19 protein-coding genes and 1 pseudogene are annotated in these 18,367 nt (G+C 43.0%); 5 read left to right on the forward strand and 15 right to left on the reverse strand.

The genetic code is table 11. From position 1 onward, the window contains the following. Positions 1-161: 161 nt before the first annotated feature. Both ABEW73_RS03100 and ABEW73_RS03105 read left to right on the forward strand, forming a co-directional pair. Complete coding sequence (locus ABEW73_RS03100) at positions 162-626, forward strand: MarR family winged helix-turn-helix transcriptional regulator (RefSeq protein ID WP_430172189.1); 465 nt, start codon at positions 162-164, stop codon at positions 624-626. 59 nt (positions 627-685) lie between these two features. Continuing rightward, positions 686-1,516, forward strand: a complete 831-nt coding sequence (locus ABEW73_RS03105; protein WP_430172191.1) for an NmrA family NAD(P)-binding protein — start codon at positions 686-688, stop codon at positions 1,514-1,516. Positions 1,517-1,658: 142 nt separating this feature from the next. Here the strand turns inward: ABEW73_RS03105 and ABEW73_RS03110 are convergent, their stop codons facing one another. After that, positions 1,659-1,898 (reverse strand): Ger(x)C family spore germination C-terminal domain-containing protein, encoded by a 240-nt coding sequence (locus ABEW73_RS03110; protein WP_430172193.1) that lies wholly within the window; start codon positions 1,896-1,898, stop codon positions 1,659-1,661. Between the two features lie 160 nt (positions 1,899-2,058). Between ABEW73_RS03110 and ABEW73_RS03115 the strand changes: the two genes are divergently transcribed. Continuing rightward, on the forward strand, positions 2,059-3,669 hold the full coding sequence (locus ABEW73_RS03115; protein ID WP_430172195.1) for a GMC family oxidoreductase: 1,611 nt from the start codon (positions 2,059-2,061) through the stop codon (positions 3,667-3,669). Positions 3,670-4,013: 344 nt separating this feature from the next. Here ABEW73_RS03115 and ABEW73_RS03120 read toward each other — a convergent pair whose 3' ends face one another. The 4 genes from ABEW73_RS03120 to ABEW73_RS03135 form a co-directional block, all read right to left on the reverse strand. Continuing rightward, entirely contained in the window at positions 4,014-5,492 is a 1,479-nt protein-coding gene (locus tag ABEW73_RS03120) for an oligosaccharide flippase family protein (RefSeq protein WP_430172197.1), read from the reverse strand. Between the two features lie 101 nt (positions 5,493-5,593). Next, positions 5,594-6,697, reverse strand: a complete 1,104-nt coding sequence (locus tag ABEW73_RS03125; RefSeq protein ID WP_430172199.1) for an amidase domain-containing protein — start codon at positions 6,695-6,697, stop codon at positions 5,594-5,596. Positions 6,698-6,727: 30 nt separating this feature from the next. Further along, positions 6,728-7,417 carry a class F sortase gene (locus ABEW73_RS03130; protein ID WP_430172201.1) on the reverse strand — a complete coding sequence of 230 codons (690 nt, stop codon included), beginning with the start codon at positions 7,415-7,417 and terminating at the stop codon, positions 6,728-6,730. Positions 7,418-7,479: 62 nt separating this feature from the next. After that, positions 7,480-7,749 carry a hypothetical protein gene (locus tag ABEW73_RS03135; protein ID WP_430172203.1) on the reverse strand — a complete coding sequence of 90 codons (270 nt, stop codon included), beginning with the start codon at positions 7,747-7,749 and terminating at the stop codon, positions 7,480-7,482. 277 nt (positions 7,750-8,026) lie between these two features. On the opposite strand from ABEW73_RS03135, the gene ABEW73_RS03140 reads away from it, so the two are divergent. Beyond that, positions 8,027-8,551, forward strand: coding sequence for an AAA family ATPase (locus ABEW73_RS03140; RefSeq protein ID WP_430206372.1), 525 nt, complete (start codon positions 8,027-8,029; stop codon positions 8,549-8,551). Positions 8,552-9,141: 590 nt separating this feature from the next. Here ABEW73_RS03140 and ABEW73_RS03145 read toward each other — a convergent pair. Further along, positions 9,142-9,936, reverse strand: coding sequence for a tyrosine-protein phosphatase (locus ABEW73_RS03145; protein ID WP_430172205.1), 795 nt, complete (start codon positions 9,934-9,936; stop codon positions 9,142-9,144). Between the two features lie 454 nt (positions 9,937-10,390). Between ABEW73_RS03145 and ABEW73_RS03150 the strand changes: the two genes are divergently transcribed. After that, complete coding sequence (locus tag ABEW73_RS03150; RefSeq protein WP_430172207.1) at positions 10,391-10,969, forward strand: DUF5643 domain-containing protein; 579 nt, start codon at positions 10,391-10,393, stop codon at positions 10,967-10,969. Positions 10,970-11,012: 43 nt separating this feature from the next. On the opposite strand, the pseudogene ABEW73_RS03155 reads toward ABEW73_RS03150, so the two are convergent. From ABEW73_RS03155 to ABEW73_RS03195, 9 genes and pseudogenes are all read right to left on the reverse strand, one after another. Then, positions 11,013-11,115, reverse strand: a pseudogene (locus ABEW73_RS03155) (winged helix-turn-helix domain-containing protein); the annotation flags it as partial. Continuing rightward, positions 11,087-11,311, reverse strand: coding sequence for a response regulator (locus tag ABEW73_RS03160; protein ID WP_430172209.1), 225 nt, complete (start codon positions 11,309-11,311; stop codon positions 11,087-11,089). The gene ABEW73_RS03160 and the pseudogene ABEW73_RS03155, both read right to left, overlap by 29 nt. Positions 11,312-11,418: 107 nt before the next feature. Next, entirely contained in the window at positions 11,419-12,636 is a 1,218-nt protein-coding gene (locus ABEW73_RS03165) for a PQQ-binding-like beta-propeller repeat protein (RefSeq protein WP_430172211.1), read from the reverse strand. A 138-nt stretch (positions 12,637-12,774) separates the two neighbouring features. Next, the gene (locus tag ABEW73_RS03170; protein WP_430172213.1) at positions 12,775-13,167 is read right to left on the reverse strand and encodes an ASCH domain-containing protein; all 393 of its coding nucleotides are present in this window, start codon (positions 13,165-13,167) and stop codon (positions 12,775-12,777) included. Between the two features lie 216 nt (positions 13,168-13,383). Further along, positions 13,384-13,866, reverse strand: coding sequence for a hypothetical protein (locus tag ABEW73_RS03175; RefSeq protein WP_430172215.1), 483 nt, complete (start codon positions 13,864-13,866; stop codon positions 13,384-13,386). Then, entirely contained in the window at positions 13,863-14,660 is a 798-nt protein-coding gene (locus ABEW73_RS03180; RefSeq protein ID WP_430172216.1) for a DUF3100 domain-containing protein, read from the reverse strand. The genes ABEW73_RS03175 and ABEW73_RS03180 overlap by 4 nt, the downstream gene beginning before the upstream one ends. Before the next feature lie 24 nt (positions 14,661-14,684). Continuing rightward, the gene (locus ABEW73_RS03185) at positions 14,685-15,947 is read right to left on the reverse strand and encodes a M20/M25/M40 family metallo-hydrolase (RefSeq protein ID WP_430172217.1); all 1,263 of its coding nucleotides are present in this window, start codon (positions 15,945-15,947) and stop codon (positions 14,685-14,687) included. Positions 15,948-16,303: 356 nt separating this feature from the next. Continuing rightward, complete coding sequence (locus ABEW73_RS03190) at positions 16,304-17,161, reverse strand: hypothetical protein (RefSeq protein ID WP_430172219.1); 858 nt, start codon at positions 17,159-17,161, stop codon at positions 16,304-16,306. 208 nt (positions 17,162-17,369) lie between these two features. Then, positions 17,370-18,338 carry a DUF5643 domain-containing protein gene (locus ABEW73_RS03195; RefSeq protein WP_430172221.1) on the reverse strand — a complete coding sequence of 323 codons (969 nt, stop codon included), beginning with the start codon at positions 18,336-18,338 and terminating at the stop codon, positions 17,370-17,372. Positions 18,339-18,367: the final 29 nt, after the last annotated feature.

Below are 18,367 nucleotides of genomic sequence, written 5' to 3' on the forward strand. Positions count from 1 at the left end.
TTCAGAGCGGTGGAAAATACAAATGAAGTGGAGAAATCAAAAAAACGCAGAAACCCTTAAATAAGGATTTCGAAGAGCTGGAACGGACGGATTAGGGAATTTCGTCGATTGACAATCGCCCCAGTTAGAATTACATTAAATATAGTTAAGCACTTAACTATATGAAAGGCGTGATCACTTTGAATGACCTGCAACAATACGTGCTCGATTTGCCGCTGCCTACCCTGGCTTTCTTCACACTGGTGGAAACAACGGCAAAACTGGTCGACGTATCCGAAAGCTACTGGAAAGCGCAAGGGCTGAACGGAGCCAGAATACGAATTTTAGTTGAGCTTATGAAAGAGGGAGGGACCATGCTTCCTTCCAAGCTGGCACAAAAAATCGGTGTAACCAAACCCAATATCAGTCTTCTGCTTACCCCCTTGGAACATGAAGGCTTGATTCGCCGGGAACCCCATCCCCGGGATGGTCGAAAGTCGGTCATCACCATTACAAGCGAAGGTCAGCGTCTATTGATCCACAACCTGCCCGCGAACAGGCAGCGGATTTCCGACAAAATGAACGTGCTGACTGAACCTGAATTAAAGCAGCTTCTGTGCCTTCTCCAAAAATTAAAAGAAGCATAAACGGTGTTTTACGCCCATTTAGTTAAGGACTTAACCAAATACGGAAAGGATGACATTCGATGTCTATCGTAATTACAGGAGCCAATGGTCGGCTCGGCCGTTTCATTATCAAAGAGCTTCTTCACCATGTTCAGCCTGATCAAATCATTGCTTGCGTTCGCCATATGGAGTCTGCAACATCATTGGAGGAGCAGGGAATTGCGGTCCGTTTCTGCGACTACGACGAACCTGCCTCCTTGAAGGAGGCATTCGCCGGCGCCTCACGGCTGTTGTTCATTTCTAGCCCCCATCCCGATGATACCCTTCGTTTGCGGCAGCATGCCCATGTGGTTGAAGCTGCAAAAAAAGCGAACGTTGGCCATTTTTTATACACCGGTTTCGCCTTTCCTGAACATAGCGACATTTCAATGACCCATTTGCATTTGGCTACCGAGCATGCCATTCGCACAACCGGAATTCCTTATACTTTTCTTCGCAGTGGTTTGTACATGGACTTTATTGAAGCGCTGGATTTGAATACAGTCATGTCAACAGAGAATCTTTGCATCCCTCCAGGGTCGTGGAAATTCAACGCTGTTACGCGCTACGATCTGGCGGCCGCCATAGCGGGAGTAATATCCGGTGAGGACCATTGGAATAAGACTTATGAGCTTGTTGCGCCAGCCGCTTGGAGTTTCAACGATTTGGTCTCCACTCTTTCAGAGCTAACGGGCAAACCGATATCCCTATGTCCCACCTACGAGGTGCAACATTGGATATTTAGCTTTTTAAGAAAAATCGATACGGCTTCAACTTCTGGCGACCTGGAAAATTTATTGGGCCGTCCGGTAACAACGCTGAAAGAAAGCCTCAAATCTTATATCGGGACAGAGGTCAGATCTGACCGATGATAAAATCGAGACGAAAGATGATTCGATCGATCAGAACATCGTTATAACCAATGGACCCACGAGATTTTCTGGTTATACGCCAGAGATCCCCCCTGAGAAATAATGACCTTTAGCCGGGCTATCAAGATTCTTTGGAGTGAGTTTATTCCACTGCTCCAGTCGCGCCGATCCGAAGGTTGACCTCTACTTGAAAATGAGCTCGGGAGAGTTCTTCGCCCCAGTTATCCTGAGCCGCCTTGTATAAAGGATAGTGATATGCTCTTGCATACAGACCGAATCCTACCGGGTCAATTTGGTGATGCTGAAATTTATGGATGAGCTTCTCAATGTTTTTCTTCATTTCCTTGCTTAATTTATAAGCCATTTCCTCGGAATTTTCCAAAAGTTCACTCCCAGTTACAAACTCCGAAAAGGAATTTTATACGCTGGATCTCCATTTCATTAACTATTATCCCTTCACTATGGACCGATAACAGCATTAGTCACATTTGTCAGAGCAAATTAATATTCTGAATTAGTTCATTTCCAGAAGGAGTGCGTAAATGGAGAAAAAATTAACCTATGATTACATTGTGGTAGGCACAGGCCCGGCAGGAGCCGTTATCGCAAAGTCACTCACTGATGACATGCGAACTTCCGTGCTTGTATTAGAATCCGGTGGAAATCATGACAAAGACAAACCGATCAAGGATTCGACCTTTGCGCTTGAGCTTGAAGAAAGTTTCTTTCCAAATTACTTTTGGCAGGGAGAAGGCAGCCCCCAAGAAGGACTTGATGGACGCGCATTCGAATGGACGACGGGGCGGCTCTCGGGCGGTGGCTCTTCAATAAACGGAGAGCAATATGTACGACCGACAGCTGCCGTGCTCCAAAAGTGGGAACGACTGCTCGGACCTCTATGGTCACCTGATAAAGCCACCCGACGATTCAAAGCTTTGGAAAATTATAACGGTGATACTACAAATTTCGAAGCTCGGGGGTATCGAGGAAGAATCAACATTAGGCAAGCTCCTGAAACTCCAACACCGATGGCAAACAAGCTGACATCTGCGATCGAGCGAGCATCGGGTTTTCCCATCATTCTTGACTATAATGATCCGGATACTCCTCTGGGACCGTTCACCCGTTGGCAATTATATCAACAACCTGATGGTCGTAGGGAGAGCTCTTCCACTGCCTTCCTGTCACCGGATATTATGACGCCAGCAGGTCGTGGTGTTAATAACCGAAAATTAACTGTAAGGTTTCGGACAACGGCTCTCCGTATTCTCTTCTCCGGTAAACGTGCCGTTGGCGTTGAGTATTTGAAGGATGGCAAATGCATCCGTGCGTATTCCCGTAAAAAAGTTATTATATCTGCAGGGATAAATAGCCCTCAGTTGTTAATGTTGTCTGGAATTGGATCCGCTAAAATATTGAAAAAGGCTGGAATCCCTGTCATCTTCGATAACCCAAACGTAGGGCAAAGGTTAAAAAACCATACGCTAAATTCCGCTGTATTTGCTACCAATTCAGAAGATCGCCCTCTCCCTTCCCTAGATCCAAATGCACTTTATACGGGAGGAGCCTTCTTGCCAGATCCATCTGGTATCAACCCGGATGAACGGGCGGTTCAACTCGTTGGTATCGGATCCGAAGAAGAATTGACAATAGCGATTTTGTACTTGCAACCAAAGAGCAAAGGGACGATCCGCTTACAGAGCAAAGATCCGCTAAATATCGTATTGGCAGACGAAGGATTTCTCTCCAATCCAGACGACATGGAGGCTGTAAAAAGAATTTATCGAACGTATATCAGAGACATTGCCCTAGAGTTGGAAAAGATTGATTCTTCGTATCAGCTACTATCCCCAACATTCGATGTGATTGATGATGATGACAGGCTTGAAGAATTTATTAAGGAAAATTTCGATCATAATCACCATCAGCAAGGCTTTCTGCGTATGGCTCCTTTATCGAAAGGAGGAGTCGTTGACCGTAGAGGAAATGTGCATGGGGTTCAAGATTTGGTCGTTGCAGATGCGTCCATAGTTCCATTTACAGTCGATGGAAACACCTCTTCTGCTGCATATCTTATCGGCTATACCATAGCGAAGCAATTAGGTAAACGCAAAAAAAAACAACGTGCTTATAAGGAAGTGGAGGATGAATAAAAGCAAGCTCTTTCGCAACCAACTTCACCCATGAGTGCCTCTCCTTTTCAACGTTATGATTCAAATTATTCAAAATTTTATAAAGTTGACACGGCGAATTGTTATTTAGACACGCCGGAAACAAGGTGTTGGTAACACAATACAAAGAACCCTGCAGAATAATACTGCAGGGGTTCTTTGCACATACCCAATCAGAACCATGTGAAAGTGAAGAATGTGCCACTATGTTGGAAGGTTTACATTCTTCACTTTCAGTGTATATGTCTTACCTATGTTTTAGAACTAATACTACTCCCTTGTGGGACAAACTGGACTATTTCAACTTCAAAATCATGCAAATCCAGTTAGGTATCAGACCTAAAACGAATGACAGCATAAATTAAACTGCAGCCGATATAAATGATCATTCCGATAACGGTCTGTATTATTTCAGATTCTGCATGATGAGTATAATGATTAACAAAAAACATTATGAATATTAGGACTAGCGCATCGATTATCAATCGGCGACATTTTATCCTCTTCATCATAGGGATCATAGCAAGTAAATTACAGCATACTGCAATGAACTCCAAAGTGAGGATACCCACTGCTGCCCCGATGTAATTTAGCCCGGGTTTTGCAACAAGAAAGTAATGAACGATTAATGAAATACTTATTCCACTAATTAGACCAATTAACGGTACTTTTTTATACTCTTGGACCCAAAGTATGCTTGTGCTTACTTCACGTAAACCCACAAGCAATGGAACGATAAATAAAAATTGAATGGGTCCTGCCGCCTCAATTGTGCCAAATAAAACAAGTGAAATTTCCTTATTATAGACATAAAGAAACAGACTCGATATCCAGCCCCATATCCAGGATACCTTCAGTGCTAATCTAGTACGAAGATGAAAGCGTTCATAGTTTCTTGCCTGCCAATCTGCTACCATTCTCATGGTTAATGTATGTGAAAGCGCGGCAGTGACCAGGGTGGGCATATAGGCTACAAGTGCAGCCATACCTGTAAGAACTCCAAACATTGCTGTTGCTTCTGCAGATGAATAACCCGCAACTTGAAGTCTGTTAGGGATTATAATAGCGTCCAAAACATCAGAAAGCGGAATTAGCAATCGGGTAATGGATATAATGAAAGAACTGTGTATAAACCATTTTAATCTCTTTTGGAATTTAATATCTGAATAACGGATTGGTGCTTGATTACCTTGTCGATTCACATATAGGTAATATGAAATTAATACTAAAAAGGCAGAAATCGCACCAAGTGATGTACTCAACATGCTGTTACCGGTTGCAAATGCAGGACCTTGAGGGAGGAAAAGAAAAACGATAGCTAGCATGAACAACACTCGAACTGCTTGTTCAATGATTTCGGAGACAGCAATTACATTGTATAATTCGATGCCTTGTAAATAACCACGAAGTAGACTTAATAAGGGAACTGTAAAAAAGGCCGGGGCCAGAAAGTGAATGAAATAATGAAGCTGCTCGTTGCCAAGAAACCTTGCTACCGTAGCTGAATAATAAAAAGTAAGAGTAGCTGCGCATCCCCCTATAATGATTAAATAAATAGAAAAAATCTTGAACCATATCCAGCCTTGTGAGGGATGCTTCGCAGTATACAAGGCTAATGCAGTTGGTAATCCGCCGGTTAGCAGCATTAATCCTAATCCAAAATAAGAGTAAGCAATCTGAAAAAGCCCAATCCCCTCCGCACCAATAAGTCTTGTTAGTGAGACTCTGCCGATTAAGCCGATTGCTTTTACCATCAAAATTGCACATATTCGGAATACCGTTTGTTTGATGAAAGAAGAGCTCATCATTTTCCTCCACTGCATAAGACTTGTCCGTATCATCCTATGACCATGGAGAATGCGATATGAATGGTGCAAAATTTTTATCTAGAATGCCAGTACATGTACTAATCGTTGATGTGAATTAAAATATATTTGGTATGTTTATCCCAGCCCAAATCAAAAGGCGCTCGATAACGATCCGCAGTATGCGAATTAACCAGAGGATAGCCGTTGGCGTCAAATCCGGTTACTACTGAAAAATGGTCTACGTCATTGTCTACAACATGAGCAATTAAATCACCCGGTAACAGTTTTGCAAAAGCGGTATCCGGATGTTTGCTTGTTGGTTTTATAAGTTCAGAGAAATATCCGGTTGCAATGACTTTTCCATAACCGGAGTGCAAAATAAAGTTCTTAAAGGCATCCGTCTGAACCCAAGTTCGGCTCCCGCCTCCAGCATAGCGATAACGCCAAGGTCCCATCATCTTGAGACCTCCACCCTCCTCCTGATCACCAACCACCTGAGAGGCAAAATTCGTGCAGTCTCCACCTTTAACGTTATAATTCAAATATTTTGGATTGTACCGCCCATTATTGCCTGCCCCCCAAGCAGTACCTGCATATTTATTAGCATATTCAACGGCTTTCTTTCTTTTGTATTTTTTTCCATCCTTTATAATTTCATTGTGAAGAGGAAAATTCACAGTGCCTCCTGAAGTCCCTCCAATTAATTTGGGGTTTTCTTCTAGAGGATCAAGATACCACTCTTTAAACACAATCCAATTTCCATTCTTTTTTTTCAAAGTAATAGCATGCCAAGTACCAATACCAAAAGATTGGGTAGGCAAGATTTTATCTACATATATGTAGCTTAATTTTTGGGAATGAGCTAATGACACTTTCGCTGTATCCCCTTCCATTTGAATTCGGGTAACACGAATATCACTTTGAGAATCTGTAAAATGAATTCCTCTATAAACTCCCCATGTATTTAGATAGGTCTTTCTTTTTTCTTCTACTCGATATGCATTACGGCTTGAACTATAAGCTTGATCATAGTAACTCATCATATTCGCCTTTTTATTCACTAAAAAATTTGAACGAACAGCAAATAACTCATGTAAATACCTTTTTATCTCATCTTCTGAATGATTAGTGTTGGTGATGTGTGAACTTCCGAAGAGCAATACTATTGCTGTGTATATACTGAAATAAACAGTTTTTGTCATTTTCTCTCCCGATTTCCCTTCGTAGTATTATTATTTTAACAACCGCGTATAAACGACTAGCCTCTTCTCATGCTCGCCCTTTACTCGGTTGTACTTTCCTGTACAAGTAATTAAATTTAACTGCTCCATATCAGTATCGCCGAATATTTTTTCGATAGGTGCCTCAGCTGTAGGGTAAGATTCTACGGCCACGACCTTGAAGACGAGGTAATTTCCTTCATTGTCTGATAACACCACAGGTTCCCCAGGTTTTATCTTTTTAAGTGGGTAAAAAACAGCGGGACCCGTGTAATTGTCAACATGCCCTGCCAAAATAGCATTTCCCTTTTGTCCAGGCAAAATGCCATCTACAAACACGCCAGCAACCTTGCTTGATACGGGAGCTTCCATCTGCCCGTTTTCTAACAGTCCTACGGGTTGAACAGGGGCCTTTATACCAACCGATGGAACCCACACTTGGTTTGGTTTTATAAATACAGATTCTTCATCTTCATTTATTATGTTCTCTTCGTCTTGCTGCTTTGAATTTTTCACGGGGACACTTGGTTCTGCTTTCCCCTCGGAAATTTCCCTGGAATAAGGCGACTCGGTTTGACGCAAGGGGGGCTGTGCTGTATTCTTCATTTCAGAAGACTTCGACGCATGATCTTGACAACCTGAGAATAACAAAACAGGAAGAGTCATAAATACTATGAGTGTTAATTTGCGTTTATCATTCATTAGTATCATCCTTCGTTAAAAGAAAAGAGGAAAACCTAATTTTCCTCTTTTCGATCTTGATCTTATTCGCTCACGCCGCCATAACCTGTTTTCGGTAGTGCTTTTGGTCTAATGCTCTTGGTGTGCACTTTATGTGCTTTGCTTTTAGCTCGCATTTTGTGTTCTTTCGCTTTCGTTTTGTGTTCTTTCGCATGCAGTTTGTGTTCTTTAGCTTCGTGTTCTTTAACATGCACTTTGTGCTGATGACTTTCCACTGGTGCTGCAGATGCAGTCATTGCCGAAGCTGAAAGGAACAAACAAGTTGACAAGGCAAAAATCGCTGCTTTTTTCATGTAAAATCCCTCCTTTTTGTTTTCCCCAAGTTTAGTTATCTGCACAGTCGATTCAAGTTATAGATGGTAATTTCGACCTGTTGAGTAATTCCGTCAAAATGAGGTGCTTTTATGTCATTAGACATGAGCATGATCATCGATCGATTGAGGATGGATAAAAAGAATCCCCTTAAAGCAGCGTTAGTGCGCTACTTCAAGGGGATTCTTTTTCGAAACTTTAGATCCTTTTATCATTTCAACCACACGCTGGATGGTAAAATCACGATTCTCTGGAGGAATGAAGAGAAGGATCAACATTGGCATTGCCTTGATGCACAACCCAAAATTGCTAGTTTTGGATGAACCAACTGTAGGGATTGATCCCCAGTCAAGAAATCACATTCTAGAGACCGTCAAAAACTTGAGCAGATATCAAGGGAAAACTGTAATTTATACCAGCCATTACATGGAAGAAGTTGAATTTCTATGCGACCGGGTAGCCATTATAGATTATGGCGAACTCATTACCTACAGCACTCTGAAAGACCTTAAGCAAAATTCAGGAGCTTTGGATACGCTTAAAATTGTTTATCAACCTACAAAAAATGATGAGTGGGATAAGGTAAGTCGTTTTGCTGGAGTCAAAAAAATCGCGGTACAAAACAAAGAATTGACCTTATGGATCGATCCCAATGAAGGAAACGCTATCCACATTTTAGACAGCCTTCGAAATCTTGGTATACACCTCTCCTCCTTTCAATATGAGGAAGTAAACCTGGAGCATGTATTTTTACATTTGACAGGCAAATCTTTAAGAGATTAGAGGAGGAATTTCTGTGCACCAATGGTTTCGATTCATGATGCTGGATACCAAGCTTTTGTCCAGATCAAAAGTTTTCTATTTCAAGCTCATATTACTTCCGATGGCCTTAATTTTTATCTTGGGTAATTTGTTCGGACAATCATCAGTCAATACAACCTCTACAGAGAAGGCTTTGGATAACCAATTTCCGGTATAGTCGGATAAAAGGAGCTCATCATGAATTTTATGCATTTGGTTGGCGTCATCGAGATTATTTCCGGGATACTAATCAATATATTTATTGGACAGTTAGCTAAATTTATTTTTAGGAAGGATGGTACCGGTCCGCGCATACAATCAAATTATTCAAAGCCTCAACACATTCAAAAAACACAACAGGCATACCTTAGGAGGTTGCCTGTTGTGTCCTTGGGATAGTGATAACCCAGCTACAGAAATAACAGATTAAAAGCATGCGGTAACAATAGGTAACATGTATTACTCCACAGAAACTTGTATATACTGTTATTTTGTATAAATTTCGACAATCCTGCCGTTGTTGTCCAATTTGAAATAAATCTTGCCCCCAAATTGCGCTGCTGATTACATATTTAATGCTCTAGTCCATCGAGTAGATTTTGCTTTAAGGACTCGAGGCAGCTCTGAGGAATGCAACATCCCTTTAACAAATACTGTTCAATACTACCATACTGTTTCATAATCTCATTTAGTACTTCTTCCAAATAGTCACGGCGCACTTCCAACATAGGCTTAATGCGTTCTGTTGGAATTTTGTACAGGCTCATTAATCGAATGAATTTCTCTATTTTTTTCATTTTAGGACCCATTCGTTCGTTGGAATACAAGTAATCCATCATTACGGACTCATAATGTACCCCCAGAAATAATTGAATTATAGCCGTGACAAAACCTGTACGGTCCTTCCCTCCAGTACAATGGATCAAGGCTGGGACATTCCCCGCATCGGACAGCAGGCAAAAGATCTCCTTAATTTTATCCTTGCTACTGAAAGCCATATGATAATACATATCTTTCATCATTTGTTCAAAGTTCAACTTCTCAGAGTTGCTAACAAGAAGTTTCATGAGTTCAAAATGGGTGAACTCCTGGCTCTTATCCTGAATGGATAGAGATTTAACCTCAATCCCCCGATTAAGCATTCGACTCTTTTTAGACTCTTGTTCTCTTACTGTTCTCAAATCACATATTAACTTCAGACGCAATTCATTCACGAGTTCGATATCACGTGTGGTCATACGTGATAACTCATCGGAACGAAATAGGATTCCAGTTTTTATTCGTTTTCCATCCATTGTTTGATGCCCTCCGATGTCCCGAAAATTAGTTAGGGCATCGAAAGATATGATGTTATTAGTTACTTCCACGTTTTTGGTTTTCCTTCCGCATTCGTTTTATTGTGATGTTATTATCAGACCGTGCTGCAATGAAACGTTTTGGTTGACAGCGATCTACTTCACTTTATTAGTGTAATATGACTATGTAGTTTTGTAAAGAACCGTATATTCAATACAGCTTTTAGTGTTGATCTTTTTGCATCCAAAAGCTCATAATGTCTCTTCTATTATTTATACTTAATGTAAACTTTGGGTCTTTCATTTTCAAACCGGTCATATAGTTCAACATGCTGCACAGCCCATCGTTTAAGCTTAAGGTTTACGGCGATGCGCATGCTGTTGGGAATCTGTTTCTAGAACATTTTTACGTAACGAAACAACCATTACGGTAGACGGCAAACCTCTGAATCCGGGTGAAAGTGAGCCCGATGCATTCAAACGAAGTATCGGATATACGATGGGCACCGGTCCTGACGAGGATTCAATGATTTTAACATTTGCGAATAACAATACTGTGGATCATGGCGTGGCACTGCCCAACGAATTCATGTTGTCTTTGACAATGCAAATTGCAGGGATTCATAAACCGTTCCAGATCGATGTTCCTGTCAAAAAAGATACAAGCCATACTACCGTATACACTCCTGGATTGACGAAAGTGCATGATCACCTTGCACTTACCGTTAACAAAGTTACCGTATCTCCGGCAACTACACTCATTCAAATCACTGCTCAGAATGAAGGCTCGATTCCGGATGCTTACCTTAACGACCAGGATACACCGGTATTGGAGTATGAATTTTATGATGACAAAGGGAATGAACTGGAATTTGTAAGTGCCCTTGGCTGGGTTGATAATAACCCATCACCAAACCATTACAAAAAAGTTCAAGATTATCTGAATGGACCGATTTCTGAGAGTGCAAAGTATCTGGTCGTAAAAACGTTGAAGTACAAAGTGGATGCCAACGGCAACAGTGTAGTGGATGATCAAGGGAATTTTGTTAAAGAGAATATCCCGGAGTTGGAATTTAAGATACCTTTGCAGAAAATCCCCACGTAAAAACCACGTTTGGATGCAGCATAAGATCGCATACTGGCTTGTTTTATTCGAGTTTGTGACCGATACCCCAAACCGTTCTGATATATTCCGGATGTTTTGGGATCATTCTCAATCTTCTCACGCAGCTTGCGGATATGCACCGTGACGTGGGCGATCAGCTCTAGTGCGCGGCATCAGAACATCTAAAATGATCTGATCCACCTTTTGAACCCTAATAATTTCTAGAGCCTCTTGGCCGCTATGAGCGTAGAGAAGCGTAAAGCCTTCATTTTTCACATAGATTTCCATCAGTTTATTGATCGCGATTTCATCGTCCACCATAAGGATGGTTACTTCCGACATGGTTCCTCCTTAAAAAAGTGTTCCTAAACGTTAAAGATTAAACGCCGGTCCCTTCACCTATCGAGAAGGAATCGGCGCTTTCTTGATATTATTAGTTGAAATGAAGCCTATTCGCGTGACCGGGAAGCAGCTGCTTTCTTCACACCGCTGATGTGTCCGCCATGCTGAACGACAAGCACGTCTTGGCCAATGAGGGTCGGCAATGAAACGCCTTTGTAATGAACGGAGGCCAGCGTTCGTCCGGTGTCCGTATCCAGTGTTAACAGATTGCCATTCTCCAGCCTTATATAGGCGATGCCATTCTCCCCGAGGGACCATTCGGACACCCCCGCTTCAAACACGTAGGTTTTGTCCGGCTCGGACTTGGATCGGCTATCCATCGGAAAGCGGGAAACAACAGCTTTCTTTTGATTCTCATCATACTTTTCAATCACATAGAAGTAGTTTCCATCTGAAACGACATCGGATGCACTCTGAGCTTCCACGAAATCCACGGGTATGTAGGAATGGGTAGCCATTATTTTTCCGTTGTTCAGATTAATTTCATCGATATTGGCTGCATATCCGGCATCGATGCCTTCGGTTACATCACGCGTATAGAACGACTTGCCATTCGAGAAGAGAATGTCCCGATGGTCTCCATCGGTCAGTTTCCATTTTACTTTGCCTGTCTTGGCGTCGATTCCTTGTAACCCACTAGTGGTCAAAGCGCCATTGATGGTGGTGGATGCGACAAGGATATTTCCCGTTTGGAGTAGATTGTACCCATGGTTGCTGCCCTTCAATTTCCACTTCACCTTACCGCTTGATGCGTTGTAAGCCGTCAGCCCATATTCATCCCCAACATAGATAACCCCGTCGGCTTCATGCAAGCTGAGGCTCACGTAGCTTTCTTTCTTTCCTGGCTGGGATTGTGTTTTAACTTTCCACTGCAGCTTACCGGTAGCGGCATTCAGCTTAATTAGCCGGCCTGTCGCATCTGTAAACCATACCGACTTATCATCCTTTACGGTCTGTGAGACGGCTTCGGCGGGATACGTCCAACGGGTTTTGCCTGCCAACGCGTCAAAGGCAACATATTTCTTACCCACTGTAAAGTATAAATTATTCTTAATTAATGTTGCTTGGGTGTTGAGCCGACTTGGTTCTCCCAACGTCTTCGTCCAAATCGGTTTCAGGTTCAAGGTGGACTTGCCCACAACAGGCGCAGCGGCAGCGACATGCTCGGGCCCCGACAGAATGGAAGAGACTGGCGATGCGAGAAGAGCCACTGCCATACTTGTTGCTACGAGACGAGAGGCGGTTTTCTTTTGAATAATATACATTGATGTATCCCTCCTATGTCTAAATATACATATAAGACGATTAAACAAGGTTAAAGTTGCATTAAAATGATAAAAAACCCAAAAAATATATGATTAACTCAAAATGGTTATTCGTTTATTTCTTCTATTACTTCAAAATCAAGTGACTAACTCGAACAATTCAACTATAAGTATCGTATCGTCGTTCAAGTCATGAATGCCGTGCCAATCAGACTTATGATTTTCCTGAAATTGCTTAACGTTCTCTCCATTACCTTCGCCTCGTACCAGTCTTAAGTCCGGGTTCCCAAAAGTGGTTTCAAAAACTTCTATCACCTTAACCTTACATCGGGCATTCCCTTCTTTATCATAGACTGTCAATGTTTTCTTGACGGATTCGTACGTTTCATTTAGCTCCTCTGAAGAATATTCATCTTTTGGAGCGCAGGTCGCTGTTTTTTCGCCTCGTAATATTTGCTGAATCAACGTTTCTCCTAGGCCATTATCATCTTCCCAGCCAAAAATCATCTTATATTCCCTAGAATCAGACATTGTTAACTCTCCTTAAAACTTGTAATTTAAAACTCAATTGAAATGTGATAGTTATATTTTAATTTGACTTATAAGTTTTTTCAAGAACTATTAAGTGTAGAGGGGTAATCTCCCATTGTTCTGCAGCATTTCAGCATTGAATAAATATGATATAAAAACAAATAGAAACCCGCCAGTCAACAAGGACAGGCGGGTTTCTAAAGAAATAGCATTCATTTACTTACCGGATAAATAGAGGCCGAGCTCTGATAACAGTGCACTTCCAACGTACGTTCCCGTGAACACGAAAACCGCAACGATCGCGACACGCCACGATGTTTTGCGAAGATCAACCAGCCTGTCGGCAACGGAAATACCGGCAAACGCCAAAATCGGTGTCGTAATGGACAAGAAGTTAACGTTGGCGATGGCATCCACGAACACATCCGAAATCAGGCAGCAGATAAGCGAAACGATCGATACCCAGCCGAGAACCGGAAAGTCCTGCAGGAATTTCACCGGAACCTTTTTCATGAGCATCGAGATCAGAACGCCAATGAAGGAAAAAAGCCACAGCACGGCCAAGCCGGCTATCGTCCCTAACGTAATGTGGCCTTCGCCGCTTTTGATGAACTTCATTTGCTCCGTAAATAAAATAAGACCGACACTAAGCAGCAGGACGAGGGCGTATTTTGCGTATTTATTCAAACCGGTGCTCATTTCTTCTCACCTCTGACCATTAATTTGTACATAAACCGCTGCAGCGGCACCGCCAAAAATACCATCGTATACGTTCCAAGGAAGCTGGTAAGCAGCTGGCTCGCAGCAGCGTATCCGTTAATGGTCTCCGTCATCTCAGGAGAATGCGCAATTAACGCGGAAGAAGAGCCTGTCATCATACTGGCAGAGCCGACGCCGGAGGACATGGCCAACGCTTCGATCGAGAAGCCAGCGGCAACCATGACCGGCGCAAGAACGCTGAAGAACAGCGTACCGAAGAGGGTACCTATAATATAGAGGGAGAGCACCCCGCGGCCTTCGTCGGAGTCGAGCGTATATTTCTCGGATATGTAAGCGAGTTCCCCTTCCCTCCCAAGACCAAGCGTAGCGCCGATGGCCTCCCTTCTCAGACCGAGCAAAATAGCGATCGGAAGTCCGAGCAAAATCGTACCCAGGTTGCCGATTTCCTGAATGATGAACACCCAGCCTACTTTTAAGATTTCTTCTAATCTAGGTGCCACGTCGGCGCCGTATCTCGCCATAAGCGGCAGCATAATAAAGATTAAATACTTACTGGAGAAACCGACATTCTCCTTGCTGTAAATCTTCCTCATAAAGCCTTTCCGGAATATCGACAAGCCGAGCACCATCGTGATCACAATGGCGAATACAAGTGGGAGCAGGCTAATTTTTACGGAGCCAATATGGATCGACTGAATCCCGATAAATTCCGCTACCGCTATTACAACGAGCACGAAAGCAAGCAAATAGAGATACTGTAGTTTTAACTTCATGCCATGATGTCCTCTTTTCTGTTCTTAGTTGGAACTAACTATCGATGCAAGAAGCTGCTCGTATTCGGCAAATGTACGACGGTACAGCTTCGATTGTTCGATTCGTCCGCTCATTCGCTCCAGCACCTGGGTTAAAAATCTTGGGAACACTTCATAAATAAACTCTGGATCGATATCTTTAAAATCGTCGCCGTGGATCGTTCCTGTAAAACCGCTGTAGCCGATTTGAATGCAAGGCATCATGAAAGCCAGATCGCCAATATCTCCTGCCGCACTGATGGCGTTATTGTTCCAGATACGGGATATCTCTTCGTTGTCCTGGAACGCCTCTAGCACGAATTCGGACAAATACCGGTCCTGAACGAACGGCAAATATCCCATCTGCGTCTTAATCTCGACCTCGCCTTGAAGTGCCAGCGCGCTGCCTCTGGCCGCATCATCCATCTTGGAGGCCGCTTCCTTCATGTAGTCGACCGACTGGGTGCGCAGATCGCTGCCCACCGTAATCCGGTTCGGAATGACGTTTGTCGACATGTCGGATTCCAGAACGATCGGATTCATGCGAACCTTCTCACTGTCCTTCATTTGCTGCCTGCTAAGCCCTAACGCCACATTGAACAAGGTCGACATGCTGTAAGCATTCTTGGCGGAGAAAGGATCGAAGCCCGCATGGGTTGCTTTTCCGGTAAACGTATAATGCTTGTATAGGAATCCAGCCAGGTCGCAGTTGATTTCTATCGTGCGCTCTGCAAACTCTCCACCCATGGCGTGTACGCATAGCCCAATGTCGATATCGTCGAACACACCGAGTTTCATCGCTTCGGGTTTCCCTCCGTAATAGGAGATCTTACCGTTAGCGAGCAGCTCGTCCCTATAAGCGAGATCCAAATACTCCTCAGCAGGAATGAAAATAAACGTTATTCTATAATCTAGAGCTTCGTACGCCTTAGATTCAAAATAATGTTTGTATAAAGCCAGGGCGATCGCCACCTGCGTATAATGACCGCAATTGTGTGCCGCTCCCGTCCCCTTGTCCGATCTCCAATGAGTTGGAGCGTATACGGCGTCCAACTCCGCAATAAAAGCGATGTTCAACGGCTTGCCAGTGCCGAGGGTTGTCCGAAGCCCGGTTGTGCTGAATGATTGCAGCTCGATATCCGGATTAACCTTCTTCAGAAAATCGGTCACTGTTTGATTGGTCTTAAATTCCTTGTAGCCAAGTTCGGGGTTATCGAATATGGTCCGTGCTACACCTGCAATTTCTTCGTACTGTTCTTTAAAGTTCATAGCTGCCTCCCTCTTGATGAAAATAATCCTTATGTTATTTTAGTTTTCTTAGTTATGTCAATAAAAATCACTTTATATTATTTTCCTATAGAAGTGATCATGATTTGATATAACTCTATCTTCCGCTTCATCTTCAATTCAACGGGTTGTTGACTCTTACTGCCAAAGCAAAAACACCTCCAAGGTTGTCTCCATATCTCATGACATGGTTGCAATCTCTTGAAGGTGTTTAATTTGTCTCACCTTATGGGGTCAGTCCCAAGGAACCCTGCAGGCTTTTTTTGTTGTATATTTCATTCGCTGTATATCATCGGTCCATGGTACACACATGAGAGAATTGTTGAAGGATTTCAGTATTACAGGTACTGCACGGCGATGAAGAAGAACATACCGTCCGAATTGAAGTTACCTATAATAGTAGGGGCTCCTTTTTTCTCAAAAACAACGCGGTCAGATGGAAAAGCATCCTTCGTTGCTTTGTATCCGGTCAGATCAAGACCAAGCCAAGCTTCAGCCTGCTCTGTTGCATGTGCCAACAGCTGCTTTTCGGTGAGCGCTTTGATGCTTTCTTCATATTTATCAATAACATCCTGATCCTTGCCATACAGATCATCTGCCAGGGCTCTAGCGTTTACACTCAGTACATCAAGCGTGCTTTTGTCGATCCCTATCCACGTTCCGAAATCACCGTCCACGAACATGAACTCATACACTTGTTTAGTCCCTTTTTTAATAAGAGAGACATTGGCCAGCTCCCCCTGCTCCACACCTTCCAGCTTGTCGAAAACAGCCTCCGCAGCTTGTTGTACAGAAGAGTCTATCGCATCCAGTTGGATTGACTCGGAGGTATGACTGAGCTTGTCCTCGTTGATGTGGTAGGTCAGATTGTCAGTACTGATGCTAGCGATACTGATCTTCCCTTTTTTATCCAATACAACTTGGCTATTAGGGGAATTTTTAACGGAATAGGACCATTCCTTCGTCCCGAAGGACTCACCTTTGTTAAGTTTATAGGCAGTGCCTGTTATTTTCTTTAATGTTTGCTCGGCTTTTTTGACTGCCGCAGCAGGTGCAGTTGTTGCAGCTTTTTCAGTTGCAGTAACCGTTGTTCCGACACTGGCTGCACTTGCCTGTGTTTGATAATATACCATAGAAGTGGCACCCATGATTCCTGCCAGCGCTACGGTGCTGAGTACTTTGTAAACCTTTTTCATAATGGTTCCTCCATATATTGTGTGATTTGTTTTACACCTATATAACAATCAAGAACCTGCCGATTGTGACACGGATATTTTTGTCCCAAAAAGCATGCTTTTGGGGAAAGCTGGAGTCCTTTCAGAGCCGTGCAACCATCGGTGCCCCGCTATTCATAGATATCAGCGGGGCACCCTCTTTTTTAGGCAATAAAGTTTCAGTATAGAATTACTTTACAGGAACTGTCATTTCCAGTTCTTCAATATAATTTTTGACGATCTCGCCTTCGCTGTCTAGCTTGAATTCGCCGTGTGTTGCATTTGGCTCTTTAAATTCTGGTGTGAATGACTTGATTGTAATCGACTTCGCGTCTTTATCCAGAGCATCAAGAATGAAGTCGTAATAATAATCGCTGTTGGTATTATTCTCGTCGGTACCTTTTCCAGAAATCAGGTCAAGCTTGTTGCCTTGATCATCAACAAAATCATGGAGGATCGTTGAATTTTTTTCTTGTCCTTTCAGTATCAGTTGAAGTCTTGTGGAAGTAGACGTTGCATGAACTTGGTTTAGAGTCATGCTCAAGTTACCTGATTTTTTGGTCAAGTTAGGCTTCAGGACAACCGGATTGACCGCATTCTTTTGAATCGGAATCTCCAGGGTATATGGCTTTTCTACACCTTCCAGGCTGATTTTGGCCGTGACCTTAAACTTGTCCGGGAAAGCCTCAAGGTTGCCGCCAAGCTGGGAAGCATCTGAGATGATCATAGACACTGAATCTGCGTTGGCACCCGGTTTCGTGCCTAAGCTTGGTCTTTTAGCCAATCCTCCACCACCATATTCATAAATGGATTTACCGTCGATGAAGACCTCCATTTTATTGATGGCGCCTTTTTCCTGGACATACTCTTTGATCTTTTCATCCCATTTCCCGCCGGTAATACTGCCGGCAAGTTCTTTTCCGCTTCGTTGTAGCGTAATGCTGACATAGTTCCCGTCATATACTGCCTTTGATATTTCGAGCGTAATGCCGGATTGGGTCACACTGGCTGATGTAAATACTTTTTGTGCGGGACTGCTCGATGCTGTGTTCTTTGCCGCTTCCTTTGCGTTGGCCGCTTCAGCGTTACCCCAGGCAGCACCGCCTAGCAGTATGGCTGCTAGTGCCGCAGAAGACATCACTTTATATATTTTTTTCATAGGGTTCTCCTTGGATATTTCTTTTTATG

It is taken from the genome of Paenibacillus lautus, assembly GCF_050482385.1.
In the GTDB taxonomy this organism is placed as follows: domain Bacteria; phylum Bacillota; class Bacilli; order Paenibacillales; family Paenibacillaceae; genus Paenibacillus_AQ; species Paenibacillus_AQ lautus_B.